Source organism: Amycolatopsis sp. NBC_00348 (assembly GCF_036114655.1).
Classification (GTDB): Bacteria; Actinomycetota; Actinomycetes; order Mycobacteriales; family Pseudonocardiaceae; genus Amycolatopsis.
Map to the genome: position 1 here is coordinate 7,882,142 of NZ_CP107994.1, position 26,029 is coordinate 7,908,170.

At 71.1% G+C, this 26,029-nt stretch carries 25 protein-coding genes and 1 other RNA gene; 9 read left to right on the plus strand and 17 right to left on the minus strand.

What is annotated here, in order from left to right:
- Positions 1-30: 30 nt before the first annotated feature.
- Positions 31-882: a spermidine synthase gene (locus tag OHS58_RS34745; RefSeq protein ID WP_326945051.1), complete on the plus strand. Its 852-nt coding sequence runs from the start codon at positions 31-33 to the stop codon at positions 880-882.
- A gap of 348 nt (positions 883-1,230) precedes the next feature.
- Here OHS58_RS34745 and ffs read toward each other — a convergent pair.
- The 11 genes from ffs to OHS58_RS34800 form a co-directional block, all read right to left on the minus strand.
- An RNA gene (gene ffs / locus OHS58_RS34750) (signal recognition particle sRNA small type) lies at positions 1,231-1,325 on the minus strand.
- A 21-nt stretch (positions 1,326-1,346) separates the two neighbouring features.
- Positions 1,347-1,946 (minus strand): GTP-binding protein, encoded by a 600-nt coding sequence (locus OHS58_RS34755; RefSeq protein WP_328645282.1) that lies wholly within the window; start codon positions 1,944-1,946, stop codon positions 1,347-1,349.
- Positions 1,924-2,277, minus strand: coding sequence for a DUF742 domain-containing protein (locus OHS58_RS34760; RefSeq protein ID WP_328645283.1), 354 nt, complete (start codon positions 2,275-2,277; stop codon positions 1,924-1,926). The genes OHS58_RS34755 and OHS58_RS34760 overlap by 23 nt, the downstream gene beginning before the upstream one ends.
- A gap of 13 nt (positions 2,278-2,290) precedes the next feature.
- Positions 2,291-2,725, minus strand: coding sequence for a roadblock/LC7 domain-containing protein (locus OHS58_RS34765; RefSeq protein WP_247058954.1), 435 nt, complete (start codon positions 2,723-2,725; stop codon positions 2,291-2,293).
- On the minus strand, positions 2,722-5,541 hold the full coding sequence (locus tag OHS58_RS34770; protein ID WP_328645284.1) for a sensor histidine kinase: 2,820 nt from the start codon (positions 5,539-5,541) through the stop codon (positions 2,722-2,724). Before OHS58_RS34770 ends, OHS58_RS34765 begins: the two co-directional genes overlap by 4 nt.
- Positions 5,542-5,567: 26 nt before the next feature.
- Positions 5,568-6,356 (minus strand): ABC transporter ATP-binding protein, encoded by a 789-nt coding sequence (locus tag OHS58_RS34775; RefSeq protein WP_326945054.1) that lies wholly within the window; start codon positions 6,354-6,356, stop codon positions 5,568-5,570.
- On the minus strand, positions 6,353-7,294 hold the full coding sequence (locus OHS58_RS34780) for an ABC transporter permease (protein ID WP_328645285.1): 942 nt from the start codon (positions 7,292-7,294) through the stop codon (positions 6,353-6,355). The genes OHS58_RS34775 and OHS58_RS34780 overlap by 4 nt, the downstream gene beginning before the upstream one ends.
- Positions 7,291-8,301 carry an ABC transporter substrate-binding protein gene (locus tag OHS58_RS34785; RefSeq protein ID WP_328645286.1) on the minus strand — a complete coding sequence of 337 codons (1,011 nt, stop codon included), beginning with the start codon at positions 8,299-8,301 and terminating at the stop codon, positions 7,291-7,293. Before OHS58_RS34785 ends, OHS58_RS34780 begins: the two co-directional genes overlap by 4 nt.
- Before the next feature lie 631 nt (positions 8,302-8,932).
- Positions 8,933-10,831, minus strand: a complete 1,899-nt coding sequence (locus OHS58_RS34790) for a glycosyltransferase family 39 protein (RefSeq protein WP_328645287.1) — start codon at positions 10,829-10,831, stop codon at positions 8,933-8,935.
- A gap of 200 nt (positions 10,832-11,031) precedes the next feature.
- Complete coding sequence (locus tag OHS58_RS34795; protein WP_326945058.1) at positions 11,032-12,543, minus strand: sensor histidine kinase; 1,512 nt, start codon at positions 12,541-12,543, stop codon at positions 11,032-11,034.
- A complete protein-coding gene (locus tag OHS58_RS34800) occupies positions 12,521-13,261 on the minus strand; it encodes a response regulator transcription factor (protein ID WP_371827598.1) in 741 nt (246 codons plus the stop codon). Before OHS58_RS34800 ends, OHS58_RS34795 begins: the two co-directional genes overlap by 23 nt.
- 183 nt (positions 13,262-13,444) lie before the next feature.
- Here OHS58_RS34800 and OHS58_RS34805 point away from each other — a divergent pair, with 183 nt between their 5' ends.
- From OHS58_RS34805 to OHS58_RS34820, 4 genes are all read left to right on the plus strand, one after another.
- The gene (locus OHS58_RS34805; protein WP_328645288.1) at positions 13,445-14,092 is read left to right on the plus strand and encodes a hypothetical protein; all 648 of its coding nucleotides are present in this window, start codon (positions 13,445-13,447) and stop codon (positions 14,090-14,092) included.
- A 120-nt stretch (positions 14,093-14,212) separates the two neighbouring features.
- Positions 14,213-15,367: a sensor histidine kinase gene (locus OHS58_RS34810; RefSeq protein WP_326945060.1), complete on the plus strand. Its 1,155-nt coding sequence runs from the start codon at positions 14,213-14,215 to the stop codon at positions 15,365-15,367.
- On the plus strand, positions 15,364-16,020 hold the full coding sequence (locus OHS58_RS34815; RefSeq protein ID WP_326945061.1) for a response regulator transcription factor: 657 nt from the start codon (positions 15,364-15,366) through the stop codon (positions 16,018-16,020). The genes OHS58_RS34810 and OHS58_RS34815 overlap by 4 nt, the downstream gene beginning before the upstream one ends.
- A gap of 24 nt (positions 16,021-16,044) precedes the next feature.
- Positions 16,045-16,245 carry a hypothetical protein gene (locus OHS58_RS34820; protein WP_328645289.1) on the plus strand — a complete coding sequence of 67 codons (201 nt, stop codon included), beginning with the start codon at positions 16,045-16,047 and terminating at the stop codon, positions 16,243-16,245.
- Here OHS58_RS34820 and OHS58_RS34825 read toward each other — a convergent pair.
- Positions 16,235-16,681 (minus strand): nitroreductase family deazaflavin-dependent oxidoreductase, encoded by a 447-nt coding sequence (locus OHS58_RS34825; RefSeq protein ID WP_326945062.1) that lies wholly within the window; start codon positions 16,679-16,681, stop codon positions 16,235-16,237. The two genes, OHS58_RS34820 and OHS58_RS34825, sit on opposite strands and share 11 nt — an antisense overlap.
- A gap of 127 nt (positions 16,682-16,808) precedes the next feature.
- Here OHS58_RS34825 and OHS58_RS34830 point away from each other — a divergent pair, with 127 nt between their 5' ends.
- Entirely contained in the window at positions 16,809-17,480 is a 672-nt protein-coding gene (locus tag OHS58_RS34830; protein ID WP_328645290.1) for a TetR/AcrR family transcriptional regulator, read from the plus strand.
- On the opposite strand, the gene OHS58_RS34835 is transcribed toward OHS58_RS34830, so the two are convergent.
- The gene (locus OHS58_RS34835; protein ID WP_328645291.1) at positions 17,477-18,067 is read right to left on the minus strand and encodes a TetR/AcrR family transcriptional regulator; all 591 of its coding nucleotides are present in this window, start codon (positions 18,065-18,067) and stop codon (positions 17,477-17,479) included. The two genes, OHS58_RS34830 and OHS58_RS34835, sit on opposite strands and share 4 nt — an antisense overlap.
- 52 nt (positions 18,068-18,119) lie before the next feature.
- On the opposite strand from OHS58_RS34835, the gene OHS58_RS34840 reads away from it, so the two are divergent.
- Positions 18,120-19,640: a 3-hydroxyacyl-CoA dehydrogenase gene (locus OHS58_RS34840; RefSeq protein WP_328645292.1), complete on the plus strand. Its 1,521-nt coding sequence runs from the start codon at positions 18,120-18,122 to the stop codon at positions 19,638-19,640.
- On the opposite strand, the gene OHS58_RS34845 is transcribed toward OHS58_RS34840, so the two are convergent.
- From OHS58_RS34845 to OHS58_RS34855, 3 genes are all read right to left on the minus strand, one after another.
- Complete coding sequence (locus tag OHS58_RS34845) at positions 19,633-20,160, minus strand: L,D-transpeptidase family protein (protein WP_328645293.1); 528 nt, start codon at positions 20,158-20,160, stop codon at positions 19,633-19,635. The two genes, OHS58_RS34840 and OHS58_RS34845, sit on opposite strands and share 8 nt — an antisense overlap.
- Positions 20,161-20,292: 132 nt before the next feature.
- A complete protein-coding gene (locus OHS58_RS34850; RefSeq protein ID WP_328645294.1) occupies positions 20,293-23,118 on the minus strand; it encodes a PQQ-dependent sugar dehydrogenase in 2,826 nt (941 codons plus the stop codon).
- Positions 23,119-23,229: 111 nt separating this feature from the next.
- Positions 23,230-23,886: a L,D-transpeptidase gene (locus OHS58_RS34855; protein ID WP_328645295.1), complete on the minus strand. Its 657-nt coding sequence runs from the start codon at positions 23,884-23,886 to the stop codon at positions 23,230-23,232.
- 107 nt (positions 23,887-23,993) lie between these two features.
- Here OHS58_RS34855 and OHS58_RS34860 point away from each other — a divergent pair, with 107 nt between their 5' ends.
- Positions 23,994-24,515 (plus strand): GrpB family protein, encoded by a 522-nt coding sequence (locus OHS58_RS34860; RefSeq protein ID WP_328645296.1) that lies wholly within the window; start codon positions 23,994-23,996, stop codon positions 24,513-24,515.
- A gap of 113 nt (positions 24,516-24,628) precedes the next feature.
- A complete protein-coding gene (locus OHS58_RS34865) occupies positions 24,629-25,138 on the plus strand; it encodes a hypothetical protein (protein ID WP_328645297.1) in 510 nt (169 codons plus the stop codon).
- Here OHS58_RS34865 and OHS58_RS34870 read toward each other — a convergent pair.
- Positions 25,128-26,018 (minus strand): serine/threonine-protein kinase, encoded by an 891-nt coding sequence (locus OHS58_RS34870; protein WP_247058973.1) that lies wholly within the window; start codon positions 26,016-26,018, stop codon positions 25,128-25,130. The two genes, OHS58_RS34865 and OHS58_RS34870, sit on opposite strands and share 11 nt — an antisense overlap.
- Positions 26,019-26,029 lie beyond the last annotated feature (11 nt).

Consider the following 26,029-nt stretch of genomic DNA (forward strand, 5'->3'; position numbering starts at 1 on the left):
TGTTTCCGACCCCGGCTAGGCTCCGGTTCCGTGAGTCGAACGAGCAAGCCGGCACCGATCCCGGGCCAGTACCCGGTGCGGTTCGGGGCAGCGGAGCTCCAGCGCTTCGCCGACCGCGGCAACGCATGGCTGCTGTCAGTGGGCGGAGTGGCCCAGTCGTACGTGGACCTGGACGACCCGACCCACCTGGAGTTCGACTACGTCCGCCGCTTCGGCGACGTAGTGGACCTACTCCCACCAGGCCCGGTAGAGGCACTGCACATAGGCGGCGCGGCCTGCACCCTCCCGCGCTACATAGCGGCAAAGCGCCCGGGCTCCCGCCAACTGGTCTTCGACGCAGACCCGGAACTGGTAGACGTAGTACGCACCCAGCTGGGCCTGAAAATCCCAGGCCTGAGAGTCCGAATAACGGACGGCCGAGAAGGCCTGACAACCCGCAGGGAAAACACAGCAGACCTGATAGTGGTAGACGCATTCGAACAGGCAACCCTGGCAGGCGGCCTGGCAACCCTGGAATCAGTAAGCTCAATCGAGCAAATCCTCCGCCCCACAGGCACCTACCTGGCCAACATCACAGACGGAGCAGGCCTCCCCTTCGCCCGCCGCTTCCTGGCCACCCTGAAAGAGGTATTCCCCCAGGTAGTACTACTGGCGGACCCAGGAGTACTGAGAGGACGCCGCTTCGGAAACCTGGTATTCGCAGCATCGGCAACAGGAATCCCCACAGCGGCATTGGCAGCCCGAACAGCCTCAGCAGCCTTCCCGGCAAGATGCGTAGAAGGCGCAGAACTAACCAAACTGGCAGGCAAAGCAAAGCCGATAACAGACAACGACAAACCCCCACCCCCAAAGCCACCAAAAGACATCTTGGGCATCTTCTAGGCCTCGTGAGTGGTTAGCAGGGTTAGAACCCCCCTAACCACTCACGACAACCCGCCACCCCACCCAGACCCCAAGGAGGGCGGCAGCGCACCCAAGCCGCAAGGAAGGCCCGGCAGCGCGCTCAGACCACGAGCAGGGCCCGGCAGCGCACTCAGGTTACGAGGGAAGCCCGGCGGCGCTCAGGTTACGAAGAGGCCCGGCAGCGCTCCCAGGTCACCAGGAAGGCCACGGCAGCGCTGTCAGGCCGCAAGGGAGGCACCGTGGGGGTCCGGGGGCTCGGCCCCCGGGTGAAAGAACGAAGTGAAGGCCCCGGCGAAGGGGCGAAGCCCCGAAGCAGGGAAGCCGAAACGAAGGGGACCCCGCGCACCCGTCAGAGCCTGCTTATCCTTGCTGCCTTCCGGCCCTGGGGAAGTTCACAGGGTGGACGCCGCGCGGGGTCCGTGGTCAAGTGTAGCGGGTCCCGCTCAGGCCCCCGCACCAGCCTGGGCTCGGGCCCGTTTGAACGTGTTGTGCAGGACCGCCAGCAGCGCGTCGCGCACCGACAGCTTCTGGCGCGCGTCGAACGTGATCAGCGGGACGTCCTCGCTCACCGCCAGTGCCCAGCGGATGTCGTCCAGGTTGTGGCCCAGCGCGCCGTCGAACATGTTGACCGCGACCACGAACGGGAGGCCGGCGTTCTCGAAGTAGTCGACCGCCGGGTAGCAGTCGTCCATCCGGCGGGTGTCGACGATGACCAGCGCGCCCAGGGCGCCGTGGACCAGGTCCTGCCACATGAAGCCGAAGCGGTCCTGGCCGGGCGTGCCGAACAGGTACAGCTTGACCTCGTCGTCGATCGTGATGCAGCCGAAGTCGAGGGCGACCGTCGTCGTGGTCTTCGCCGGGACGTGGCCCGTGCGGTCGACGTTCGCCGCGACCGACGTGATCGCCGCCTCGGTCGTCAGGGGCTTGATCTCGGAGATGGACGACACCGCCGTCGTCTTGCCGACGCCGAAGCCGCCCGCGATGACGATCTTGACCGGCGCCGGCGGGCGGGCGGGCGGTTCAGTGAATGGCTTCGAGTCCACGAATGACCCTTTCGATCATGCCGAGGTCGTGCGAGTTGTGGTTCCCCGGCCGGCGGACGACGACGTAGCCCTGCTCGGCGAGGTCGGCCACCAGCACGCGCGCGACGCCGATGTGCAGGCCGAGCAAGGCGGCCACTTCGGCGACCGACACCGTGCTGCGGCAGAGGGAAACGATTTCCTGGCGTTCGAAGGTGAGCTTCGGGTGCGACGCCGCCCCGAGGCGTGACGTCATGACCTGCGCCTCGATCTCGAGGCTCTGGTCGACCGGCTGCGCCCGTCCCGAGGTCATCAGGTAGGGCCGCAGCAGCGAGATGTCCGGATCTTCGGTCATCGCGACGCTCCTTCTAGCTGCCGACGCTGTTCTTCAGCTCCTCGATGAGCCCGGGCGTGAGGACTTCGGTGGCGCGGTTGGCGAACATCGCCATCTCGTAGGCGATCGTGCCGAGGCTCGCCTGCTTGTTGGCGAGGACGCCGAGCGAGCAGCCGATGCTGATGGTGCAGACCAGCAGGTAACCGTGCTCCAGCTCGATGATCACCTTGTCGGGCGCGCCGAGCGGGTGGCTTTCGGAGACGCCGTGGGCGAGGCCGAGCATGGCGGACGAGATCGCGGCGAGGCGGTCGGCGTTGGAGCGCTCGAGCTCCGAGGACACCGCGATCAGCAAGCCGTCGGCCGAGACCGCGATGGCGGCGATCGCGCCCGCGGTGTGCTGCGCGAAGCGGCTCACCAGCCAGTTGAAGTTCTGGGCTTCGACGCTGACACCAGGTGCGGGGATGCTCATTTCCTGCTCTCTTCTTCTCGTTCCATCACACGACCGGCGACCACGCCCGGCGGCGGGGTGTCTGCCGTAAGCTCGTCCGCCTTGGCCAGGCCGGCGGCGAACGAGTCGAACGCCGCGCGCTCGGCCGCCGGGTCCCGCTTGGCGCGGTTCACGACGGGCCGGGCGATCGGCCGTCCCGCGGCCTCCTGCTTGCGGAGGCCGGGGGCGAGCTGGGCGCCGGGCACGCGCCGGGTCAGGCCGTCCCGCGAGATCGGGGCGGTGACCGGCGGCGGGGCGACGGCGGCCGAGAGCGCGATCCGGTCGGTTCCGGGGACGCGCACCGGAAGCGGCGGGGTCGCCGCGACGGGTTCGGTGACGACGGTGGGCGGCGCGGGCGGCGGCTCGGCCGGTGCGGCACCGGCTTCGACGTCCACGGCGGCCTTGGCGAACGCCTCCTGGAAGCCGTCCATGGCGACCCTGGTGGCCTCCGGGTCGTGGCGCGGCTTGTCGTCGACGACCGCGGCTGTCGTGCCCGGGCTGGGCAGCTGCGCCCCGCGGACGCGACGGCGCAGGCCGCCACGGGACTCCGACTTCGGCGCTTCGGCGACGTCGGAAGCGACGGCGGGAGCGACGGCGGGAGCGGCGACGGCGGGAGCGGGATCGGCGGGTTCGTCGTCCGGCCACACCGGCGCCGGCTGGTTGAACCAGCGGAACCCGTTGGCGTGGAGGGTGCCGAGCAGGGCCGGGATCGCCGGCGACGGCAGTTCCTTCTGGCGCTCCGGCTCCGCGGGCCGGAACATGTCCAAAGTGGACTTCGAGCGCGGCGCCGGGGCCGGGGCGGCGTGCCGGGGTTTCGGCGTGGCCACCGGGGGTGCCGCCTGCGCCGGGATCGCCGGCGCGCGTTCGACCTTCGGGAGCAGCCCGGTGCGGTGGTCGAACAGCGACGGCGGGACCGTCAGCCGCGCGGTCACGCCGCCGGTCGTCGGCGTCGCGAGCAGCTCGACGCCCAGCTCGTGGCGTCGCGCGAGGCGGCCGACCACGAACAGGCCGAGCACACTGGTCGGCGCGAGCTCGAGGCGTTCGCGCTCGACGAGCCGCTTGTTCTCCTGCGCCATCTTCTCGGCGGTCATGCCGATGCCGTGGTCGACGATGCTCACCAGGCACGAGCCGTCGGTGAGGAACATCGTGTCCACCTCGACCATCGAGCCCGGCGGCGAGAACGACGTCGCGTTCTCCAGCAGCTCGGCGAAGACCAGCACCAGGTCGGCGCCCAGCGCCGAGGACAGCAGGATCTCCGCGACGACGCCGAGCTTGACGCGCTGGTAGTCCTCGATCTCGGCCAGCGCGGACCGCAGCGCGGTGGCCAGCTCGATCGGGCCGGCGATGCGGGCCTCGTCGCGGGTGCCGGAGACGACGAGCAGGTTGTCGGCGTTGCGGCGCAGGCGGGTGGAGAGGTGGTCGAGCCGGTAGAGGCTGGCCAGCAGGCGGGTGTCCTGCTCGTTGCGCTCGACCTCGTCGATCAGCGCGAGCTGGCGGCCGACGAGGTTCTGCGTGCGCTTCGCGACGTTCGCGAACATCAGGCTGGTGTTGCGCCGGGTGAGCGCCTGCCGCTCGACCAGCTCGGCGGCGGTCGTCTGGACCCGGTTGAACGCCGCGGCGAGCTTCCCGAGCTCGTCGTCGGAGGTGACGTCGATGGTGGCCAGCCGCGGGACCTGCTCCTCGGCCTCCTCGGTGTCGGTCACGCGGACGAGCTCGGTGCCGGCGAGGTCGGCGACCGACGTCGCCGCCGTGGTCAGCCGGCGCAGCGGCTGGGCGATCGAGCGGGACACCGCGACGGCGAGGAAGGCGACCAGCAGGAACAGCGCGGCGGCGCCGACGCCGACGGTCCAGGCCAGCCGGGTCGCGTCGCCGGCGCGGCCGGTCGCGCCGTCGGCGATCTCGCCGGTGACCCGTTCCTGGACGAGCTTCCGTTGTCCCGCCTGGGTTTCCGCCGCGGCGAGGACGTCGGTGACGTACTGGCCGGTGGCCGCCGCGTCACGCGGGTTGTCGATCTGGGCCGCGAGGTCCTCGATCCGGCGGCCGGCGTCGCTCTGCTCGACGTTGACGACCAGCGACGCCTGCTGGTTGTCGGACGCGTTGTCGGCCTGCTGGACGAACCGGTCGGTGAAGATCGGCGCCTGCTGGGTCGCGTCGTCCAGGATGGACTTGCCGGCGTCCGGCGCGACCGCCGTCACGATCAACGCCATGCCGCGCAACGAGTTCTCCTCGTTCGCCCGCAGCAGCGCTTCGAGGGCGGTCAGCTCCCGGGTGCCCTCGGCGTCACTGGTCAGCTGCGGCACCAGCCGCAGCGAGTCGATGACCGCGCCGATCACGGCGTGGTAGGTGCGGGCGACGCTGTCGAGCGCGACCCCGCGGCGTTCGGCGTTCTGCCGCAGCTCGTTCAGCGAGCCGATCCGGGTCAGCGCCGCCGACAGCTCGTCCGGCGCGTCGGCGCCGAGCGAGGACCGCACGTCCTCGACCGCGGCGTCGACCATCCGGCGCTGCTTCGTCATCTCGTCCGGCGACATCGACGGCGTCGCGACGAACGCGCCGGTCAGCAGCCGCTCCCGCTGCAGCTGCCAGACCAGGCCGCCGAGCTGCTGGGTGTGCCGCGCCACGGTCGCCGACTGCGTGGCCGCCGTCGCGCTGTTCACCTGGGTCAGCACGAACGGCACCGAAACCAGGACCACCGCGACCAGCGGCGGCAGGAGCAGCAGGTTCAGCTTGCCGCGAATGCCGAGCCGCGCGAGGAATCCCCCGCCGCCCGCCCGTTTCGCGGTCGACCTGCCGTGCCTCATCCCGCCACCTTTCCCCTCCGACGTTCTCACTCGCCCGCGGCCACCCGGTTCACGTGGCCGCGGTGCTGCTCCCGGACGAGGTCCTCGATCCGGGCGCGCAGCGCGAGGAACTGCGGTTCGCGCTTCACCGCCAGATCCCGTTCGGCCGGCAGCGTCACCTCGACGTCGGCGGCGATCCGCCCCGGGTCGGAGGCGAGCACCACGACCCGGCCGCCCAGGAAGACCGCTTCTTCGACGTCGTGGGTGACCATCAGCACCGTGGTGCCGGTGTCGGCCCAGATCCGGCGGATCAGCACCTGCATGTCCTCTTTGGTCTGGACGTCCAAGGCGCCGAAGGGTTCGTCCAGCAGCAGCACTTCCGGTTCGCAGGCCAGCGCCCGCGCGATCGCGACGCGCTGCTTCTGGCCGCCGGAAAGCTGTTTCGGCAGCGAGCGGCGCACCGCGTCGAGCCCGGTCTCGGCGAGGTACCAGTCGACGCGCTCGCCGCGCTCGGCCGCGTCGATCGGGAGCAGCTCGAGGCCGAACGCGACGTTCTTCTCGACGCTGCGCCACGGGTAGAGCGCGCCGGCCTGGAACACCAGCCCGCGGTCGGGGCCGGGGCCCGTCACCGGGACGCCGTCGAGCAGGATCTCGCCCTCGGTCGGCCCGCTCAGCCCGGCCACCAGCGACAACAGCGTCGACTTGCCCGAGCCACTGGCACCGACGACGCAGACGAACTCGCCGCGCAGCACCTCGAGGTCGACGCCGTCGAGGGCGCGCGTCACCTTGCCGCGGACGGTGTAGTCCTTGGCGACGTTCCGCAGTTCCAGCGTCATGCCGCCCACTTCCCGACCTGGGTGCGCACCAGGCGCAGCACGACGTCGATGGTCAGCCCGGCGACGCCGATCACGATGAGCACCGCGAAGATCTTGTCCGTCTGCAGGAACCGCTGCGCGCGGACGATCCGGTAACCCAGGCCGGCCTGGGAGTTGATCAGCTCGGCGACGACCACGAAGTTCCACGCCGCGGCGGCGTTGACCCGGACCGCGTCGATCATGCCCGGCAGCGAGTGCGGCACGACGATCTTGCGCAGCACCTCGCCCCGGCGCGCGCCGAGGGTGTAGGAGACGTCGAGCAGCGCGTTCGGCACCGCGCGCACGACGTCCGCGGTCATCAGGGTGTTGAAGAAGACCGTCCCGATGAACAGGATCGCGATCTTCGACGGCTCGCCGAGGCCGAGCCAGATGATGAGCAGCGGGATGAACGCGCTCGCCGGCAGGTAGCGCAGCAGCCCGATCAGCGGCTCGAAGAAGGCCTGGCCCGCGGTGAACGTGCCCATCAGCAAACCGAGCGGCACCGAGACGAGCACCGCGAGACCGAAGCCTTCGAGCACCCGCTGCGTCGTCGCCCACAGGTCGTCGAACAGCTCGCCGGTGCCCGCCATGTCGGCCCCGGCCTTGAGCACCGCCACCGGGGACGGCAGGAACGTCGAGTCGACGGCACCGCTGACGCTGAGCAGCACCCAGGCGACGAACGGGATCGCGAACGAGAGCACCGCCAGCGTCCACCGCGCGGACGCCGAAATCGGCGTCCGCAAGGAGAACAGGGGTGACGCGGGTTTCGGCGCGGCCCGGCGCGGCAACGGCGTCCAGGCCGGCCGGCCCCGGCCCGCCTGGACGCGCTCGGCGAGCCCCTGTTCGGCCTCCAGCTCCTCGGCCGCTCGCGCGTCGGCCGGGGAGTGGGAGGCCGCAGTGCGCTGGGTGGGACCGGTCACTGCGGCGCGGCCTTCACGAACTGGTCGTCGAACAGGCCGTCGAGCGAAGGCCGCTGCTGGGCGAGGCCGGTGCTCACGATGAAGTCGATGATCTTGTTCGCCTGGAAGTCGAGGTGCTGCGCGGTGACACCCGGGGTGAACGCGTCGAGGTTCTGCTGGCGCGTGAAGATCGTGGTGCCGGCGTCGTAGGTCTTGTAGTCCGCGTCGGACACCCCGCCGCGCTCGGCCATGATCTTGACCGCCGCGTCCTTGTTGTTCTTGATCCAGGTCAGCGTCTCGAACCAGGTGTTGACGAGCGCCTGCACGTCCTTCGGGTGCTCCTTGACCAGCTTCTGCGAGGTGACCAGGTGATCCGGGATGGCGCCGGGGAACTCCGTCGACGACGAGATCGCGCGGCTGCCCGGGAGCTCGAGGGCCTTGGTGGTGAACGGCGCGAACGCGCCCACCGCGTCGACCTGACCGCCGACGAACGCGGCGGCCGCGGCGTCGGTCGGCAGGTTGACCAGCTGGATGTCCTTTTCGGTCAGTTTCGCTTCCTGCAGCGCGAGCAGCAGGAGGTAGTGGTCGACGGTGCCCTGCTCGACGGCGACCTTCTTGCCACGGAGGTCGGCGACGGCGGTGATCCCGTTCCGCGCGATGATCTTGTCGTTGCCGGTCGAGTTGTCGTTCACCAGCACGATCGAGAGCTTCGCGCCGCCCGAGGCCGACGAAAGCGTGTCGTTGAGGGTCTGGCTGTTGGCGTCGATCGCGCCGCTGGACAGCGCGTTGATGCTGTCGGTGTAGTTGTCGAACCACTTGAGGTCGACGTTGACGCCGTTCTTGGCGAACAGGCCCTGCTCCTGCGCCACCTGCCAGGGGAACCACCCCGGCCAGGCGCTGAACCCGAGCGTGATCTTGCCGCCGTCGCCGGAGGCGGAACTGTCACTGCAGCCGGACAGGGCGGTGACCCCGAGGAGGGTCAGCAGCGTCAGGAGCGCCGTCAGCAGACGACGAGGGCGGGAAGTCACAGCGAAACTCCAGAAGGCGGGGGAAGTGGAGTAGAGCGACACCGAAGAGGGAACGAGGCCTACCTGCCGTGACGACGAGGAGATGGTTCGGGCAAGGCTGCGCCACCGCGCACGGTCATCGCTGCTCTCTTCCAGACGCACCTGATCGGGTCAAGGCGAGAGAACGCGGACAAGAAGTACCTACACCCAGTGAAAACCGGCGCCGCACGCACCGGACCACTCACCCCTTGTCCCTCTCCCGGCGGAGACTCTAGCGAGTGACACAAGATCCCCACAACGCCATCCCAATGCCTCCAAAAGGGTGACGCTCAACCAGGTCAACCAGCGTCTTCGCGGGTCGGCAAGATCAAGTACGCGGGTGTTTCTGTCGGCCGCCCGGTCAAGATCTCCGCACGCCTGAAGAGGTCCGCTCGTGCAGGCGCACGGGCGGCAAGGCCGCGTTGTTACACGTCGGCGCGGGATGTCGAGATCAGCAGCGAGGCCTCGCCGGACAAGCGAACAGTCGTTCGGAATGTGCCACTGATCGGCGGCCCGTTCGAACAGGTGTCCGCATCCGCGAATACCGCACGGACGTCAAGGCCGTCGAATGATTCCGCAACTGTTTACACGGCTGAAACATTCAATGTTTCTGTCAAGCGATCGATTTTGTGAGGTCGTAAACCGTCGTGCTCCCGACGGTCGAGGACGCGAAGTTCTGCTCCACCCACGTCTGGATTTCGCCCGAGGTGCCGCGGCCCCCGCCGAAACCGCCGCGCCCGCCCGCAACGTAGTAGTGGATGTCGCCGTCGGCGACGTACTTCTCGAACTGCTGCAGTGTCGGCGCCGGATCGCTGCCGCTGAAACCGCCGATCGCGAGCACCGGCCGGCCGCTGTCGAGCGCCAGCCCGGCCGCCTGCATCGCGCCGCTCTGCGCCGCGGCCCACTTCGTCGTCGTGCCCTTCAGCAGGTCGATCACGGCGGTGTCGGCCTGTCCTCCGCCGAACCCGCCGGCCCCACCGCGGCCGCCGCCGAAACCGCCGAAGCCGCGTCCACTCGCGACCGCCGGGCCGGACGACGGCGTGCCACCCGAGTGCGCCGTCGCCGCCGTCACGAAGGTGAAGGACGCCGTCCCGAGCAACGCGCCGCACAGGCCGGCCGCGGCCACGACCGGGCCGAGCCGCCGGACCCGGTCCGCGCCGAAGAGCAGGGCGAACGCCGCGAGCGCGCTCAGCACCAGCAGCGCGTAGCGCAGCCACGGCTGCCACTCCGGCGTCCGGGCGAGCAGCACGAAGCCCCACACCGCGGACACCGCGAGCATGACGGCCAGCACCGCGCGGGCCGCGAAGTTGGCCCGGCCACGCCACAGCTCACTCGCGGAAATCCCCAGTGTGCCGGCGATCCCGGGCGCCAGCGCGACCGTGTAGTACGGGTGGATGATGCCGCTCATGTAGCTGAACACCAGCACCGTGACGACCGTCCAGCCGCCCCACAGCAGCAGGGCCGCGCGGGTCCCGTCGGTGCGCGGCGCGCGGCGGGTGAACCACAGCCCCGCGACCAGGCCGACCAGCGCGGCGGGCAGCAACCACGACGCTTCCGCGCCGAACTCGCCGCTGAACAACCGCGTCAGCCCGGTCTGGCCGCCGAACGCGCCGCCGCCGAAGCCGCCTGCTGCCGCCCCGGTCGGCGGCGTGAAGCCACCACCGCCACCACCGCGGCCCTCGCCGAAGATCCGGCCGAGGCCGTTGTAGCCGAAAGCCAGTTCCAGCACGGTGTTGTCGGTCGAGCCGCTGATGTAGGGCCGGTCCGCGACGGGCCACAGCGCGACGGCCGCGACCCACCAGCCCGCGGAGACGAGCACCGCACCGGCGGCCGCGAACAGCTGGCCGACCCGGCGCCCGAGCGACGTCGGCGCGGCGACGGAGTACACCAGCACGAACGCGGGCAGCACGAGGAACGCCTGCAGCATCTTGTCGAGGAAGCCGAAGCCGATCGCGACCCCGGCGAGCACCAGCCACCAGGTGCTCGCCTTGTCGAGCGCGCGCACGACGCAGTACGCGCCGGCGACGAGCAGCAGGACGAGGAAGGCGTCCGGGTTGTCGTAGCGGAACATCAGCGCGGCGACCGGCGTCAGCGCGAGCGCGGCCCCGGCCAGCAGCCCCGCACCGGGTCCGGAGAGCCGGCGCACCGCGAGGTACAGCAGGCCGACGGACGCGACGCCGGCCAGCGCGTTCGGCACCAGCAGGCTCCAGCTGGAGAACCCGAAGATCCGGCCGGACAACCCCATGGCCCACAGGGAGAACGGCGGTTTGTCGACCGTGACGACGTTGCCCGGGTCGAGCGAGCCGAAGAACAACGCCTTCCAGCTCCACGTCCCGGCCTGCGCGGCCATCGCGTAGAAGTCGTTGGCCCAGCCCGTTTTCGCCAGGTCCCACAGGTAGAGCAGCCCGGTCCCGAGCAACAGCGCGGCCACCGAAGGCTTGACCCACCGCGCTTCCGGGGCGGCCTGGGGCGCGGGCTGGGCGAGTTCGGGCGCCGACAGGGTGGTCGTCATGAGCCCCACCGTCTCGGTGGCGCATGTGGTGAACTTGTGCCGAACCTGTGGACCCGCTGTGCATCGACCACGATCGAGTGACGAACACAGCCCACCGCGCCCCACCTCGGGGGGCCAAAGCGCCACTTTCACTACGAAAGATGCGAGGTTGTGGAGCGATTTCGGAGGATGTGGACAACAACCAGGCGGTGTGGTCGCCGTCACTCCGGCGCCGGGGCCGCCGCGAAGACGATCTCGAACTCCGTGCGTCCCGGCCGGCTCTGCACGCCGACGCGGGCGCCGTGCGCACCCGCCACCGCCGCCACGATCGCCAGGCCGAGGCCCGTGCTGCCCGCCGCCCGTGAGCGTGAGTTGTCGCCGCGGGCGAAGCGCTCGAAGATGTCCGGGAGGATCTCCGGTGGGATGCCCGGGCCGTCGTCGGCGACCCGCAACCGCACGAAGCCGTCCGATGTGGACAGTGTGGTCGTCACCGTGGTGCCCGCCGGGGTGTGCGTGCGGGCGTTGGCCAGCACGTTGATCACCACCTGGTGCAGCTGGCCCGCGTCGCCGAGGACGCCGATCGGCTCGCCCGGGACGTCCATCAGCCACTTGTGGTCCGGGCCCGCGACGTGCGCGTCCGCGACCGCGTCGGCCACCAGCCGGCACAGGTCGACCCACTCCGGCACCACCGCGCGGCCCGAGTCCAGCCGGGCGAGCAGCAGCAGGTCCTCCACCAGCGTCGTCATCCGGCGCGACTCCGACTCGACGCGGCTCATCGCGAACGCGATGTCCGGCGGCACCTGCTCGCCGCTGCGCCGGGTCAGCTCCGCGTACCCGCGGATCGCGGCCAGCGGCGTCCGCAGCTCGTGGCTCGCGTCCGCGACGAACTGGCGCACGCGGCTTTCGCTCGCCTGCCGCGCGGTCAGCGCGTTCGCGATGTGCTGCAGCATCCGGTTCAGCGCCGAGCCGACCTTGCCGACCTCGGTGTTCGGGTTGGTGTCGGCCTCCGGGACGCGTTCGGACAGCGCGACTTCGCCGCGGTCCAGCGGCAGTTCCGAGACGCGCGTGGCGGTCGCGGCCAGCCGGTCCAGCGGGAGCATCGTACGGCGGATCGTCGCCGCGCCGACCGCGCCCGCGACCAGGATCCCGGCGAGCGCGACGCCGCCGAGGATGAAGCCCAGCCGCCACAGCGTCTCGTCGACGTCCTTCAGCGGCAGGCCGATGACGGTCTTGTCGCCGGCCGGAGACGCCGTCGAGACGACGCGGTAGGCCCCGAGGCTGCCGCTGAGGACGATGCTGTGCGGCTTCCCGTCGGACGGCAACGCCAGCAGCGTCCGCACCTGGCCCTCGTCGAGCTGCCGGTACGGTGCCCGCCGCTTGGTCGGCGAGCCCACGCTCGAGTCGAGCACGGCCCCGGTGCCCCGCGAACCGACCTGGACGGCGGCGAGCGTGCCCTCGCCCTGGCCCAGCGCCCGCAGCGGGTCCGGTGGTGGTGCGTCGCCGTAGGTCCAGGGCGGCCGTTCCCCGCCGTGCTTGGCGCGGTCGGTGGCCGCGGCGAGCCGGTCGTCCTGCTGGCGCACCAGGAACTCGCTGAGCGCGAACTCCGTGACCACGCCGACGACGACGCACACGAGCGCGAGCAGCGCGGCGAGCTGGACGATCAGCCGCCGGCGCAACGACCACGGCCGCTGCGTCCCGAACCGCCGCCGCTCAGCCCGCTGGCTTGAGGACATACCCGGCGCCCCGCATGGTGTGGATCATCGGCTCGCGGTCGGCGTCGATCTTCTTGCGCAGGTAGGAGATGTAGAGCTCGACGATGTTGGCCTGGCCGCCGAAGTCGTAGCTCCACACGCGGTCCAGGATCTGGGCCTTCGACAGCACCCGCTTCGGGTTGCGCATGAGGTAGCGCAGCAGCTCGAACTCGGTCGCCGTCAACGGCACCAGGTCGCCGCCGCGGTGCACCTCGCGGCTGTCCTCGTCCAGGGTGAGGTCGCCGACGACCAGCGTCGACCCGCTCGCGCCGGTGACGCCGCCCGCCCGGCGCAGCAGCGCGCGCAGGCGCAGCGCGACCTCTTCGAGGCTGAACGGCTTGGTGACGTAGTCGTCGCCGCCCGCGGTGAGCCCGGCGATGCGGTCCTCGACCGCGTCCTTCGCCGTCAGGAACAGCACCGGCAGGTGCGGGGCCTCGGAACGCATGCGCCGCAGCACTTCCAGGCCGCTGAAGTCGGGGAGCATGACGTCCAGGACGACCGCGTCGGGCCGGAAGTCGCGCGCGATCCGGACGGCCTCCGTGCCGTCACCCGCGCTGCGCACCTCCCAGCCCTCCATCCGCAGGGCCATCGAGACGAGCTCGGCCAGCGTCGCCTCGTCGTCGACGACGAGGACCCGCACGGGGCTCCCGTCGGCGCGGCGCAGGTCGGCCTTGCCGGGGCCGGGTGACGTGGTGTTCATAGCGGTCATAGTGCCATCTTCGCCACGCGCCCACCGGGTTCGCTGTGGGCGCGCTGTGCGTTGCCTGTGAGGTCCTTCGCCTGGGTAAGGGAGCCACAGGACCCGCTGACGGCTCGCACAGCTCAAACACAGCCAGGGCGGTGAGCCTGGGCTGGACCAGTGTGGGTACGACCGGAGGACACGATGACGACCGAGCCGACGCCGAACACTCCGCCCCAGGGCGAGCCGGCACCCGCGAGCCAACCGGCCGCGGCGAACTGGGGCGACCCCGCGGCGGCCGCGCCGAAGAAGGGCTGGTCCGGCAAGAAGACGGCGATCGCCGCCGGCATCGCCGTGGTGATCGCGGCCGGTGGCGGCGCGGCGATCTGGGCGGGCACCAGCAGCGCCGACAACTCCGCGCAGCAGGGCGGCCCCGGCGGCTTCGGCGGCCCGGGCGGTCCCGGCGGCGGCCAGTTCCGCGGCCAGGGCATGCCCGGCGGCAACTTCGGCGGCGGCGCGGCCGCGCTGCGGGACGCGCTGCACGGCGACTTCGTCGTCGCCAACCCGAACGGCGGCTACACGACCGAGCGGCTGCAGACCGGCGACGTCACCGAGCTGAGCGCCACGTCCGTGACGCTGACCAGCAAGGACGGCTACAAGCAGACGTACACGCTCGACGGCTCGACGCAGAAGACGGGCGACGTGAAGACCGGCGACACCAACGTGACGGTGGTGGCGAAGGTCGACGGCCAGACCGCGACGGCGACGTCCCTCGGCCAGGCGCTGGCGGGCCAGGGCCAGCGCCAGCCGGGCCAGCGCCGCGGCGGCTACCCGGCCCGCCCCTCGAACTGACGCTCCCGCTCCACCACACCGAAAAGCCGTGAAGGCCTCCTTACCGGCCGTAAGAGCCGGGAAGGAGGCCTTCACGGCTTTTGCGGACCCCGGCGGCCCGGTTAGGGCACAGTTGCGGGCGTGTACGACATCAGGGGGTCGCTGCGGCGGCAGTCGCTGCTCGTCGCGGTGGTCTGCGTCGTTTGCGACGCCGTCCTCTTCAGCGTGCGCGGACCGCTCGGCAACGGCCACTGGCAGCCGTGGGCCGTGCTGCTCGGCGGCGTCGCCGTCAACGCCGCGCTCGCCGGGCCGGCCCGCTACTCGGGCTGGGTCTCGCTGGCCCACGCCCTGCTCTTCGCCGCCTCGCCGCTGCTGATCAGCACCACCGCGGGGTACGTCGTCGGCAACAACGCGGGCATCCTGATCGCGGGGTACCGCGCGGGCGCCTGGCTGCGCCCGAAACCGGCGGTGCTCGCGCTCCTCGCGATGGTCGCCGGCGTCACCGCGGGCTGCGTCGAAGGCGGCGGCCGGACCGCGAGCGACCTGCGGCTGATGGCGGTCAGCGTCAGCGTCAGCGCGCTGCTGCCGTGGCTGGTCGGCCGGTACACGACGGCGCGGCGTGCCTACATCGCCGACCTCGAGCGCGAGGCGGACGAACGCCGCCAGCACGAAGAAGCGGCCGTGCGAAGGGCCGTCACCGAGGAGCGCACGACGATCGCGCGCGACCTGCACGACGTCATCTCCCACCACGTCAGCGCCATCGGCGTGCACGCCGGCGCGGCCCGGCTCGGGCTGCCCGAAGGCGACTCGCCGGTGCGCAAGTCGCTCGGCGCGGTCGAGTCCGCGAGCCGCTCGGCGATGGCGGACCTGCGCCGCCTGCTCGACCTCCTGCACGCCGAAACCGGCGCCGCCCAGCCCGGTCTGGACAACCTCGACGAGCTGGTCGAGACCGTCCGCGCGGCCGGCCTGCCGACCCGGCTGACGCTGCTCGGCGAACCGCGCGAGCTGGCCGGCTCGCTCGACGTCGCGCTGTACCGGATCGCGCAGGAGGGCCTGACCAACGCGCTGCGCCACGGCGTGGGCCCGGTCGAGGTCGAACTAAACCACGGCCGTACCGAAGTCGTGCTCACGGTGACCAACGGCCTGCGACCCGGCCGCACCTCCCGCGGCGAGCACGCGCACCGCGGGCTGGCCGGGATCCGGCAGCGCGTCACGCTGTTCGGCGGCCAGGTCGCCTACGGCGAAAACGGCACGCAGTGGCAGCTGCGCACGACCTTCCCGGTGGAGAGCACATGATCCGCGTCCTGCTGGCCGACGACCACGCGATGTTCCGCTCCGGGATGCGCGCGCTGCTCGACACCCAGCCCGACTTCACCTGCGTCGGCGAGGCGTCCGACGGCCGCGAGGCGGTGGCCGAGACGGCTCGCCTGCGCCCGGACGTCGCGGTCCTCGACGTCCGGATGCCCCGCCTCGACGGCCTCGCCGCGACCGAGGCGATCCTCTCCGCGCCGGGCAACGACACCCGCGTCCTCGTGCTCACCACCTACGACGCCGACGAGTACGTCTACCGCGCGCTGCGGGCCGGGGCGAGCGGGTTCCTGCTGAAGAGCCTGGCGCCGGAGGAGCTGGTCGCGGCGATGCGGGTGGCGGCCCGGGGTGACGCGCTGATCGACCCGTCGGTGACCCGGCGGCTGGTCGCGAAGTTCACGTCGGTGCTCGAGCCGGCCGCCGCCGAACCGCCCGAGGTCGCCCGGCTGACGTCCCGGGAGCGGGAGGTGCTGCTCCTGCTCGCCAACGCCTGCAGCAACGCCGAGATCGCCCGGCAGCTGCACGTCGGCGAGGAGACGGTGAAGACCCATGTGTCACGGGTGCTCTCGAAGCTCGGGCTGCCTGACCGCGTGCACGCCGTCGTCTACGCCTACAAGCACAAACTCGTCCCCGGCGACTGACGCCGTTCGTGCGAGACTGGCGCGATGAAGCGGTGGATCGCGGTCGGGGTCGGGGTCGTGCTCTTGCTCGTCGGCGCCGTCTGGGTGCTGCAGGGCCTCGGCGTCATCACCGGAAGTTTCATGACCGGCCAGAAGCTGTGGTTCCTGATCGGGCTCGTCGCGTTCCTGGCCGGCATCGTCCTGGTCGCGGCGAACGTGACCCGGCGGCGCAAACCTACTTCGTGAAGATCTCGAAGACCGGGTAGCCGGGCGCGATCTCGCGCAGCTGCTCGTCCGACGCCTTGGCGTCGACGCCCTCGAAGAACGCGCTGACCTCGAACTTCCAGCGCTTGAGGTAGGCGCGCAGGATCACGGGCTTCTCGTCGTCGGCCAGCTCGCGGTAAGTGAAGGTCTCGTCGCGCCGTCCGACGCGCAGCTGCCCCTGGCCGGCCACGCGCAGGTTGCGCACCCACTGCGTCTCGCCGCGGGCGGCGACGAGGTAGTCGACGCCGTCGATGGTCAGCAGGTTGACCGGCGTCGAGCGCGGCTCGCCGCTCTTGCGGCCGACGACGGTCAGCACCCGGCTGCCGAGGATGCTCACGCCCATCTTGGTCAGCTTCGCGACCAGCTCGTTGAAGACGTTGGTGGACTTGGCGGGCTTCAGGTAGCGGGTCTCGGTCACGGTGTCCTCCGGAGTTCTGGGAGAGCAGTGCTCTCGGTTAAGAGCAGTGAACACCCTTTGCCGCGTCGAGTCAAGAGCAGTGCTCTCGATTTTGTGCGCCGCTCTCGTGCATGGCAGACTGGGCAACATGACCGCGACCCGGACCGCGCGCGAACGTGCCCGCGCCGAACTCACCCAGGAGATCAAGGACGAGGCCCGCCGCCAGCTCGCCGAGGTCGGCGCGAACGGGCTTTCGCTGCGCGCGGTGGCGCGTGAGCTGGGCATGGTCTCGTCCGCGCTGTACCGCTACTTCCCCAGCCGCGACCGGCTGCTGACCGACCTGATCGTCGACGCCTACAACGCGATCGGCGAGGCGGCCGAGGGCGCCGACCCTGGCAAAGGCGAACCGCGCGAGCGCTGGCTGTCGATCTGGCTGGCGACGCGCGAGTGGGCGAAGGCGCACCCGCACGAGTACGCGCTGATCTACGGTTCGCCGATCCCCGGCTACCAGGCCCCGCAGGACACCGTCGCGCCGGCGGCCCGCGTCGCGCTGGCCCTGGTCAAGGTGCTCACGCACACCGAGCTGCGGGCCGTCGACGGCGACGTCGCGCCCGGGCTGCGAGCCCAGGCCGAGACGCTCACGAAGGTCCTCGGGATCGTCGCCGGGCCCGAGACGGTGGCCCGGCTGCTCATGGCGTGGACCCAGCTGTTCGGGGCGATCAACTTCGACCTGTTCGGCCAGTACGTCGGCAGCGTCGACCCGGCCGACGAGTTCTTCGCCCACACGGCGAAGCGGATGGCGGGGTTCGTCGGGCTCTAACGCAGCCAGGTCCGCAGCAGCAGCTCGACGGCGTCGGCGATCACGGTGTCGCTCGTGCCTTCCGGGCTCAGGTAGCGCTGCCAGAGCAGGCCGTCCTCCAGCGCGTGGATGATCAGCGCGAGGAACGCCGGATCGGCGGGCGGCTCGACCCCGCGCGCGGCGAACGTCGCCCGTACCCCCGCCTCGATCAGCTCACGCGCGGCGCGTTCGTTCTCCCCGATCGACGGCCGCGCCCCGGGGTTGCGCAGCGCGTAAAGGGTCAGTTCGGTGCGCAGTGCGAACCACTCCGGCAGGTGTTCGGCGCGCTCGCCGTGCCACTCCTTGAGCTGGGCCATGACGTCACCGCTCAGGGCCGCGACCTCGGCCGCCTCCTGCGAACGCCGCTGGTCCAGCAGCGCCACCACCAGCTCGTGCTTGTCCTCGAAGTTGCCGTAGAACGCGCCGCGCGTGTAACCGGCGCGTTCGGCGATCTGCTCGACGGACGTCCCGTTGACGCCGCGCTCGGCGAACAGCGCGGCCGCCGCGTCGAGCAGCCGCTCCTTGGTGCGTTCGCGGCTTTCCGCCCGCGTCAGGCGCTTCCCTGCCACGGCCGAGACGGTACCGTCGCCCGGACGGCAAACTGCGGAAGGCGGGCACGACGTGACGGGGTGGGCCGGGAAGGTCGGCAGGATCCGGGTGATCGGGACCGGGGTGATGGGCCGCGGGATCGTCCAGCTCGCCGCGACCGCGGGGGTGACCGTCGAGCTGGCCGACGTCCAGCCTGAGGCCGTCGCCAAGGCGATCGAATTCGTCGGCGGGATGGTGGACAAGCTCGCCGCCAAGGGCAAGCTGACCGAGGACCCGCAGGCGGTGAAGGACCGGCTCGTCCCGGTCGATGCGCCGGACGCGCCCGCCGACGGCGTCGACCTGGTCGTCGAAGCCGTGCGCGAGGACCTCGCGACCAAGCGGGCGCTGTTCGCCGGCCTGGAGCGCGTCTGTCCACAGGAGACGATCTTCGCGACGAACACCAGCTCGCTGTCGGTCACCGAGATCGCCGCCGAGCTGACCGACCCCGGCCGGCTCGTCGGCCTGCACTTCTTCAACCCGGTGCCGCTGATGCGCCTGGTCGAGGTCGTCCCGGGCACCCGCACGTACGACTGGCTGGCCGCCGAGGCGCTCGAACTGGTCCGCGGCTGGGGCCACGAGCCGGTGCTCGCGAAGGACGCGCCGGGCTTCCTGGTCAACCACGCCGGACGCGGGCTCGGCACCGAGGCGCTGCAGATCCTCGGCGAGGCGCTGGCCGAGCCTGCCGACGTCGACCGCGTCGCGCGGGACGTGCTCGGCCTGAAGCTCGGCCCGTTCGAGCTGCTCGACCTCACCGGTCTCGACGTTTCGCACGCCGTGCTGGAGAGCATCTGGAGCGGCTTCCACGGCGACCCGCGGCTGCGGCCGTCGTGGCTGACGCGCCCGCGTGTCGCCGCGGGCCTGTTCGGCCGCAAGAACGGCGAGGGTTTCTACCGGCACGTCGAGGGCAAGCAGCAGAACCCGGACGAGCCGGCCGCGCCGCCGAAGCCGACCGGCCCGGTGTTCACCGCCGACGAGCACCTCGCGCGCGTGCTGTCGGCGGCCGGCGTGCACGTGGTGTCGGACGCCTACCCGGACGCCGTCCTGCTCGTCCCGCTCTACGGCGAGTCCACAGTGGACGCCGCCACCCGCGGGGGCCTGCCGCTGGCGCGTGTCGCCGGCGTCGACCCGCTCGGCGGTTACGAGCGCCGGCTGACGCTCTCGGTGCACCCCGGCCTCGACCCGGACGTGGGCCGCGCGGCGTGGGGCGCGCTGGCCGCCACCGGGAACCCGGTGACGGTGGTCCGCGACGGCCCGGCCCCGATCGCCCAGCGCCTGCTGGCCTCGATCGTCAACACGGCGTGCTTCATCGCTGGCCACCACCTGGCCACCCCGGCGGACATCGACACGGCGGTCCACCTCGGCCTCGGCTACCCGCGCGGCCCGCTGGCCTGGGGCGACCTGGTCGGTGGCGACGTCGTGCTGCGCATCCTGCGCGGCCTGGAGGCGGCCACCGGCGACCCCCGCTACCGGCCGAGCCCGTGGCTCACCGAGCGCGTCACCCTCGGCCTGCCGCTGACGTCGACCGGCACGACCCCCGCGGACCTGCTCACCTGACGACCTGGACCTCGTCACCCTTGCTCAGCGAGGAGAAGAACTTCAGCGACACCGGCGCGGAGAGGTGCACGCAACCGTTGGAGTACTTGGCCAAGCTGCCCTCGTGGAACGCGACGCCGTTGTAGAAGAACACCGAGTTCGGCATCGGAGCGTTGTTGAACTCCCGGCTGAGGTGCAGCTTTTCCTTGTAGAGCACGTGCCACGTCCCCAGCGGCGTGGTGCTGCCCTTCTTGCCGGGCATGATCTTCACCGGGCCGTAGACGATCTTGCCCTCGTCGAGCAGCCAAGCCTGTTTCCCGGACAGGGAAACGCAGGCCTTCGCCGTGATCGTGCACGGCACCCCGGCCGCCATCACGGGCTTGGCCGGCGCCGTCGTGGCGGGCGCCGTCGCCGTGTCCGAAGTGGACGCCGGCGTCTCGGCCGCCAGCCGGACATCCGCGGTACCCCCGGCCGAGCAGGCGGTCAGCACCGCCGCGGCGACCAAAGTGGACAGACCGGCCAACGCACGACGAATCCGCATTTCTCCCCCAGCAATCCGTGTTCCCTCTTACTGCCACCAAGACGCGCGGAGGCCCCGAAAGGTTGAGTGAAACGACGAAGGCCGCCCCCGGAGACTTCCGGAGACGGCCCTCGTCGTGCTTCGGTTACCAGCTCACCAGGGTCGGTCGACCGCCCCGCCGGCGAGCGTGAACGTGATGTAACCGCCTTCGAAGTCGCTGCGGTACACCCCGTTCACCACGTACTCGTCCGTCTTCGGGTAGTGCAGGTAGGAGTTCTCCCACCCGAGCGCCGCCCAGCGCTTGCGGATCTCGCCCTTCACCGCGTGCGCACCCGTGGCCACCGTGTAGTAGATCGAGTGGCCGAGGCTGAAGTGGTTGTACCGGCCGCGGCCGTCCGGCGTGCCGAGCTCGTCGGTCGTCGGGTAGCCGAGGCCGCGCTCGTAGTCGAGCGCCGCGAACTTCTTGCGGATCTCCCCGTAGAGGGCGTGGGCACCGGTGTTGACCGTGTAGTAGATCGAACCGATGTTCCCGCCGTTGAGGAAGTGGTTGTACCGGCCGACACCGTCCGGAGTGGACAGTTCGTCGGTCGTCGGGTAGCCGATGCCGCGTTCCCAGCCCAGCGCCTGCCACTTGTCGCGGATCAGGCCCTTGATCAGGTGCGCCCCGGTGGCCGGGGTGGAGTAGATCGAGGACCAGGCCGTGAAGTGGTTGTAGGTGCCGACGCCGTCCGGCGCGACCGTGGTGTCGTTCTCCGGAGCCCCGAGCGCGTTGATGCCCCCGAGCGCGAGGTACTTGGCCAGGATCGGCGCGGTGACGTACTTCGCGCCGGTCGCCGCGCTCCAGTAGAGGTTGCCGTTGGCGTAGGCCCGGTAGTGGACCGCACCGTCGGTGACCTCGGCGGCGGTCGGCGCCCCGAGCTTGGTCCGCAACGCCGCGTCGGCGTTGTAGCGCTGGTCGATCGGGGTGTCGTAGTTCGCCGTCAGCGTCATGTCGCTCGTGCCGACCGTGACGACCCACGTGGTGGTCGTGGGCCCGCCCTGCCAGCCGGTGAACTTCGAGACGCCGTCGACGCCCAGTGCCGGGGCCTCGACGTCGAAGGACGCGCCTTCGGCGACCATCGCCGTGGTGACGCCGCCCTCGACCGGGATGCTCAGCGCCGCGGGCTGCGTGCTGACCAGGGTGATCCGGTGCTCACGCGGCCGGGCCACGTAGGTCTGGGACGCCTTGACGCCGGCGCTGTCGGTCACCGTCGCGGTGAACTCCATCCGGGAGTCCGGGTGGTCGGTGAACGGCTGCGCGAAGCTCGCCCCCGTCCCGCCGACGCCCGGGTGCGCGTGGCACGTCGCCTCGCTCGGGCAGTGGCGCACCGTGGACGTCCAGGTGATCGGCAGTGAGCCGTCCTCGGCGTCCGTCGCGGTGCCGCTCAGGCCGACCTGCTGGCCCACCGCGAACGTCGTGGTGTCGCCCGGCGTGGTCAGGGTGAGCTGCGGGCTGTGGTTGCCCGGCGCGACCGCGACGGTGGTCGTCCCGGTCGCCCCCAGCGGGTCCCGGACCGTCAGCGTCGCGGTGAACGCGTCGGTGCCCGCCGCGTAGGTGTGGTTCACCTGCGGGCCGGCGTCGAGGGCGGTCGTGCCGTCGCCGAAGTCCCAGTCGTACTTCAGCGGGTCGTTGTCGTAGTCGACCGACGTCGAACCGTCGAAGGAAACCGTCCGGGTGTCCGGGTTGGTGGTCGACGTCGCGGCCGCGATCGGCACGGTGTTGCCGGAGGTGTAGGTCAGCCGCCGGATCTTGCCGCTGAGGATGTCGGCGAACACGATGTCGCCGTTCGGCGCGGGGGCGAACTTGACCGGGCCGCCGACGCCGGTGAAGACGGGCGGTGTTTCCGGCGCCTGCGTGAGCTTGCCCTGGTCGTCGTAGCGCAGGGTCCAGATCTTCTGCGTCGCGTAGTCGCCGAAGAAGTAGGAACCGCGGTAGGCCGCCGGGTAGCTGGAGCCGTTGTAGAGGATCCCGCCGCTGACGCTGTTGCCGTTGTTGATGCCGTCACCGTGCTGGTACTCGGTGATCGGCGGCTGGTTCACCACCGCGGCGCACTCGGCGAGGCCGGTGAAACCGGGCGTGGGGTGGTTGCCCTCCCAGCACGGCCAGCCCTGGTTGGCGCCGCGCTGGACGACGTCGATCTCTTCGTAGCTGTTCCAGCCGACGTCCCCGGCGACCGGCAGGCCGAGGTTCGGGTCGATGCTGAACCGGAACGGGTTGCGGAAGCCGCGTGCGAAGACCTTGCTCGCGCTCGACGCCGGGTTCGCCGCGTCGTAGTACGGGTTGCCCGGGACGCCGTTGCCGTCCTTGGTCAGGTGCAGGATCTTGCCGTAGGGCTGGTTGACGTCCTGCGCGCGCAGCGAACCCGGGTCCGCCTGCGTGAAGTCGCCGCTGTCACCGATCGACACCCAGAGCGTGCCGTCCGCCGGCGCGAGGACGGTGTTGATGCCGTGGACGTTGTGGATGCCCGGCGTCTCGAAGACGACCTGCTCGCCGGTCAGCCCGGACGGCGTCCCCGTGCCGTCGAGCGTGACGGTGAACCGCGAGAGCCGCATGACGAAGCCGGTCCCGCTGTCGATCGAGCGCGTCAGGTAGATGTTGTGCGTGGTCGCGTAGTCCGGTGCCACGGCGATGCCCACCAGGCCAAGGTCACCGATCGTGCGAACGGTCAGGTTGGTGACGGTTATCGGCGCGCCACTCGTCGCCGAGACCCATCGCACGCCGCCGCTCTTCCCGATGGCGAGCATCGAGTTGTCCGGCAGGTAAGCGAAGTCGGTCAGTTCCCCCACACCGAGTCCGGTGTCCGTGTCCCGCAGGACGAATCCCTGCGGGAGTGCTGCCGCCGCCGTGGCCACCCCAGTGGTCACGGCCGGCAGCAATGCCCCCGTCAGCACGACCGCCACGAGAGCGTGGCGTAGTGCTCGAAGCTTTCCCAAGGCCATTTGGCCCCCCTTCCCAAGCGATTTCTTATCGCCTGAACAGGGGGGCCAGTTGCACTCTTACGAGTGAAGTTACCCTACCGTGATCTACTGTCCGTATTGATTGATGGCTCGTTACGGAACAACCTGCACGACGTCGCCGACGTGCAGCGTGTTGAAGTACTTCAGCGACGAGCTCGCCGACAGGTGGATGCAGCCGTGCGAGTACACCGACAGGCTGCCGGTGTGGAACGCGTCACCCGGGTAGAAGAAGACCGAGTTCGGCATCGGCGCGTTGTCGAACTCCTTCGACAGGTGCACCTTCTCCTTCGACAGCACGTGGAACGTGCCGGTCGGCGTCGCGTAGCCCTTGCGGCCCGGCAGCATCGAAACCGGCCCGTAGATGACCTTGCCGCCCTGCAGGATCCAGGTCTTGTGCGCCGAGAGGTCGACGCAGGCGGCCGTGCCCGCGGACGCGGCGGCGGCCGCGCACGGCACGCTCGGGTCGGCGGCGGGCTTCGGGGCCGGCTTGGGCTTCGGCTTCGGCTTGGGGGTGGTGCTGGTCGGCGCGGGCTTGGTCGTCGACGGCGTCGGAGTCGGCGTCGCGCTGGCCGACGTGGTGGGCGGAGCCGTGGACGTGCTCGCGGACGTCGTCGGCGCCCCGCCGCCGGTGCCCGCCGCGACGGCCCCGCCGCCGGCGTTCGGCTCGCCCGCACCGGACGACCCGCCCGAGCACGCGGTCAGCACCAACGCCGTGGCCAGCGCGGCCGCTCCCGCCAGAAGCCTCTTCACGATCCCGTACCCCCAGAAGACTCGATCTCCGTCGGACACCCCTAAAGACGGGAGTCCCCCGCCAGAGGTTCGTCCACGAAGGTCACGATTGGGTAGATGATGACCCGATGGTGATCGTTTCTTCCTACGACCAGGCGTGGCCGCAGCGCTTCGCCGAGGCCCGCGCCGAGATCCTCGCCGTGGCCGGCGACCGGTTCTCCCAGGTCGAGCACGTCGGCAGCACATCGGTACCCGGCCTCGCGGCCAAGCCCATCATCGACATCGCCGCGCTCGCGCCCGACCTCGACGCCGTCCCGCCCGACCTGTTCGACGGCCTCGGCTACCGCGCCGAGGACTTCGGCGCCCCGGGACGGCTGCTGTTCGTCCGGCGCGCCGGCGACGTCCGCACGCACCACATGCACGTCTTCCCGCCGACGAACTGGGAGCACAACAAGGAGCGCGTCATGGCAGCTCACCTGCGGAAGTACCCGGAAGCCGCGCGCCGGTACGGCGAGCTGAAGCAGAAGCTGGCCGCGTCCGGGATGACCGGAGACGCCTACACGCGGGCGAAGACCGACCTCATCCAGGAACTGTCCGACGCGGCCCGCGCCGAGCGCGGCCTGCCGCCCGAGCCGGTCTGGGAGGAGTAGCGCGTCAACCCGGGGGTGGAGGCCGGGGTTCCACCCGGGACCGATCCGCACGCCGACGTGATCAGGCGGCCGGACGCCGAAGCTGGAGGCACCTTCGAAACCGGGAGCCTCCGATGTCCAGCACCGCCACCGTCCTCCTCTACGTCGCCCTCGCCGGCCTCGTCCTCTACAAGGTCGTCTACAAGCAGCTGCGCGGCACGTTGCTCAACCGCAAGTCGCTGGTGACGATGCCGCTGATCCTCGTCGTGGTGGGCGGCTACCTGACGCTGAAGGCGCTGCCTGGCAGTTCGGCCGCCGAGCTCGGCTTCCTCGGTGTCGACCTGGTCGTGCTCGCCGGGCTCGGCGTGCTGCGCAGCACCACGACGACGTTGAGCGTCCGCGAAGGCACGACGTTCCAGAAGGGCTCGGCCGCCACGCTCGGCCTCTGGGTGCTGACGATCGGCGTCCGGATCGGACTGGTCGCGCTGGCCACCCTGCTCGGCGTCGCGGGCCCGCTGTCGTCGGCGTCGATCGCGCTCACCCTGGGCGTCAGCATCGCGGTGCAGAACGCGACGACCTGCCGCCGCATCCGGCTGGCCGGCCTGCCGCTGGCCGAACGCGGCCCGGTGGCGCTCAGCCGGTGACGCGGCCCAGCATCCGCGCGTACATCCGGCCCGGGCTGGCCACCGACGGCGGCGCCAGGAACCCCGGCAGCGGCGGCAGTCCGCTGACGAACGGCCCGAGCCGGTCGTACAGCACCGCCGCGCCGGCCGGCCGGTCTTCGGGGTCCTTCGCCAGCATCTCGGCGAGCAACGCGTTGAGGTGCGGGGGAATCCCCGCGACCGGTGGCGGCAGCTCCTTGACCTGCCGCTCGAAGACCGCGTACGCGGTGGGGCCGTCGAAGAGCCGTTGCCCGGTGAGCATCTCGTGGAGCACGCAGCCGAGCGCGTAGAGGTCACTGCGCGGTTCGGCGCCCCCGCGCTGGATCTGCTCGGGCGCCATGTACGACGGCGTACCCAGCAGCTGCCCGGCCCGCGTGAACTGCGCGGCGTCGGCTTCGCGCAGCACCGCGAGGCCGAAGTCCATCACCTTCACCCCGCCGTCCGGGCCGAGCATCAGGTTGGACGGCTTGAGGTCACGGTGGCACACCGCGAGCGCGTGGGCGGCGGTCAGCACCGCGCACGCCTGCGCCGCGATCGCCGCGGCCCACGGCACCGGCAGCGGCCCGTGCTCGGCGAGCAGATCGGCGATCGTCACGCCCTCGACGAACTGCATGACCTGGAACAACCGGTCGTCGTGCGTGCCGTAGTCGTACAGCGCCGGGACGCCGGGGTGGTCGAGCGTCGCGAGAATCCGTGCTTCGCGGGCGAAGCGGGCTTCGAGCTCTTCGTCACGGCCCGGGAGCCTGAGCAGCTTGATCGCGACGCGCCGGCCCAGCCTGCGGTCGTGCCCGCCGTGCACCGCGCCCATCCCGCCGCGGCCGAGCGGCAGTTCGTCGAGCTCGTAGCGGTCGGCGATCAGCATCCGTTCCCCTT

Bases quoted from the DNA above. Each gene is read 5' to 3' on its own strand.
- OHS58_RS34765 (WP_247058954.1), bottom strand. From the start codon at position 2,725: ATGAGCATCCCCGCACCTGGTGTCAGCGTCGAAGCCCAGAACTTCAAC.
- OHS58_RS34795 (WP_326945058.1), bottom strand. From the start codon at position 12,543: ATGTCCTCAAGCCAGCGGGCTGAGCGGCGGCGGTTCGGGACGCAGCGG.
- OHS58_RS34870 (WP_247058973.1), bottom strand. From the start codon at position 26,018: ATGCTGATCGCCGACCGCTACGAGCTCGACGAACTGCCGCTCGGCCGC.
- OHS58_RS34865 (WP_328645297.1), top strand. From the start codon at position 24,629: ATGTCCAGCACCGCCACCGTCCTCCTCTACGTCGCCCTCGCCGGCCTC.
- OHS58_RS34760 (WP_328645283.1), bottom strand. From the start codon at position 2,277: ATGACCGAAGATCCGGACATCTCGCTGCTGCGGCCCTACCTGATGACC.
- OHS58_RS34850 (WP_328645294.1), bottom strand. From the start codon at position 23,118: ATGGCCTTGGGAAAGCTTCGAGCACTACGCCACGCTCTCGTGGCGGTC.
- OHS58_RS34790 (WP_328645287.1), bottom strand. From the start codon at position 10,831: ATGACGACCACCCTGTCGGCGCCCGAACTCGCCCAGCCCGCGCCCCAG.
- OHS58_RS34770 (WP_328645284.1), bottom strand. From the start codon at position 5,541: ATGAGGCACGGCAGGTCGACCGCGAAACGGGCGGGCGGCGGGGGATTC.
- OHS58_RS34820 (WP_328645289.1), top strand. From the start codon at position 16,045: ATGAAGCGGTGGATCGCGGTCGGGGTCGGGGTCGTGCTCTTGCTCGTC.
- OHS58_RS34815 (WP_326945061.1), top strand. From the start codon at position 15,364: ATGATCCGCGTCCTGCTGGCCGACGACCACGCGATGTTCCGCTCCGGG.
- OHS58_RS34845 (WP_328645293.1), bottom strand. From the start codon at position 20,160: ATGCGGATTCGTCGTGCGTTGGCCGGTCTGTCCACTTTGGTCGCCGCG.
- OHS58_RS34805 (WP_328645288.1), top strand. From the start codon at position 13,445: ATGACGACCGAGCCGACGCCGAACACTCCGCCCCAGGGCGAGCCGGCA.
- OHS58_RS34860 (WP_328645296.1), top strand. From the start codon at position 23,994: ATGGTGATCGTTTCTTCCTACGACCAGGCGTGGCCGCAGCGCTTCGCC.
- OHS58_RS34800 (WP_371827598.1), bottom strand. From the start codon at position 13,261: ATGAACACCACGTCACCCGGCCCCGGCAAGGCCGACCTGCGCCGCGCC.
- OHS58_RS34775 (WP_326945054.1), bottom strand. From the start codon at position 6,356: ATGACGCTGGAACTGCGGAACGTCGCCAAGGACTACACCGTCCGCGGC.
- OHS58_RS34830 (WP_328645290.1), top strand. From the start codon at position 16,809: ATGACCGCGACCCGGACCGCGCGCGAACGTGCCCGCGCCGAACTCACC.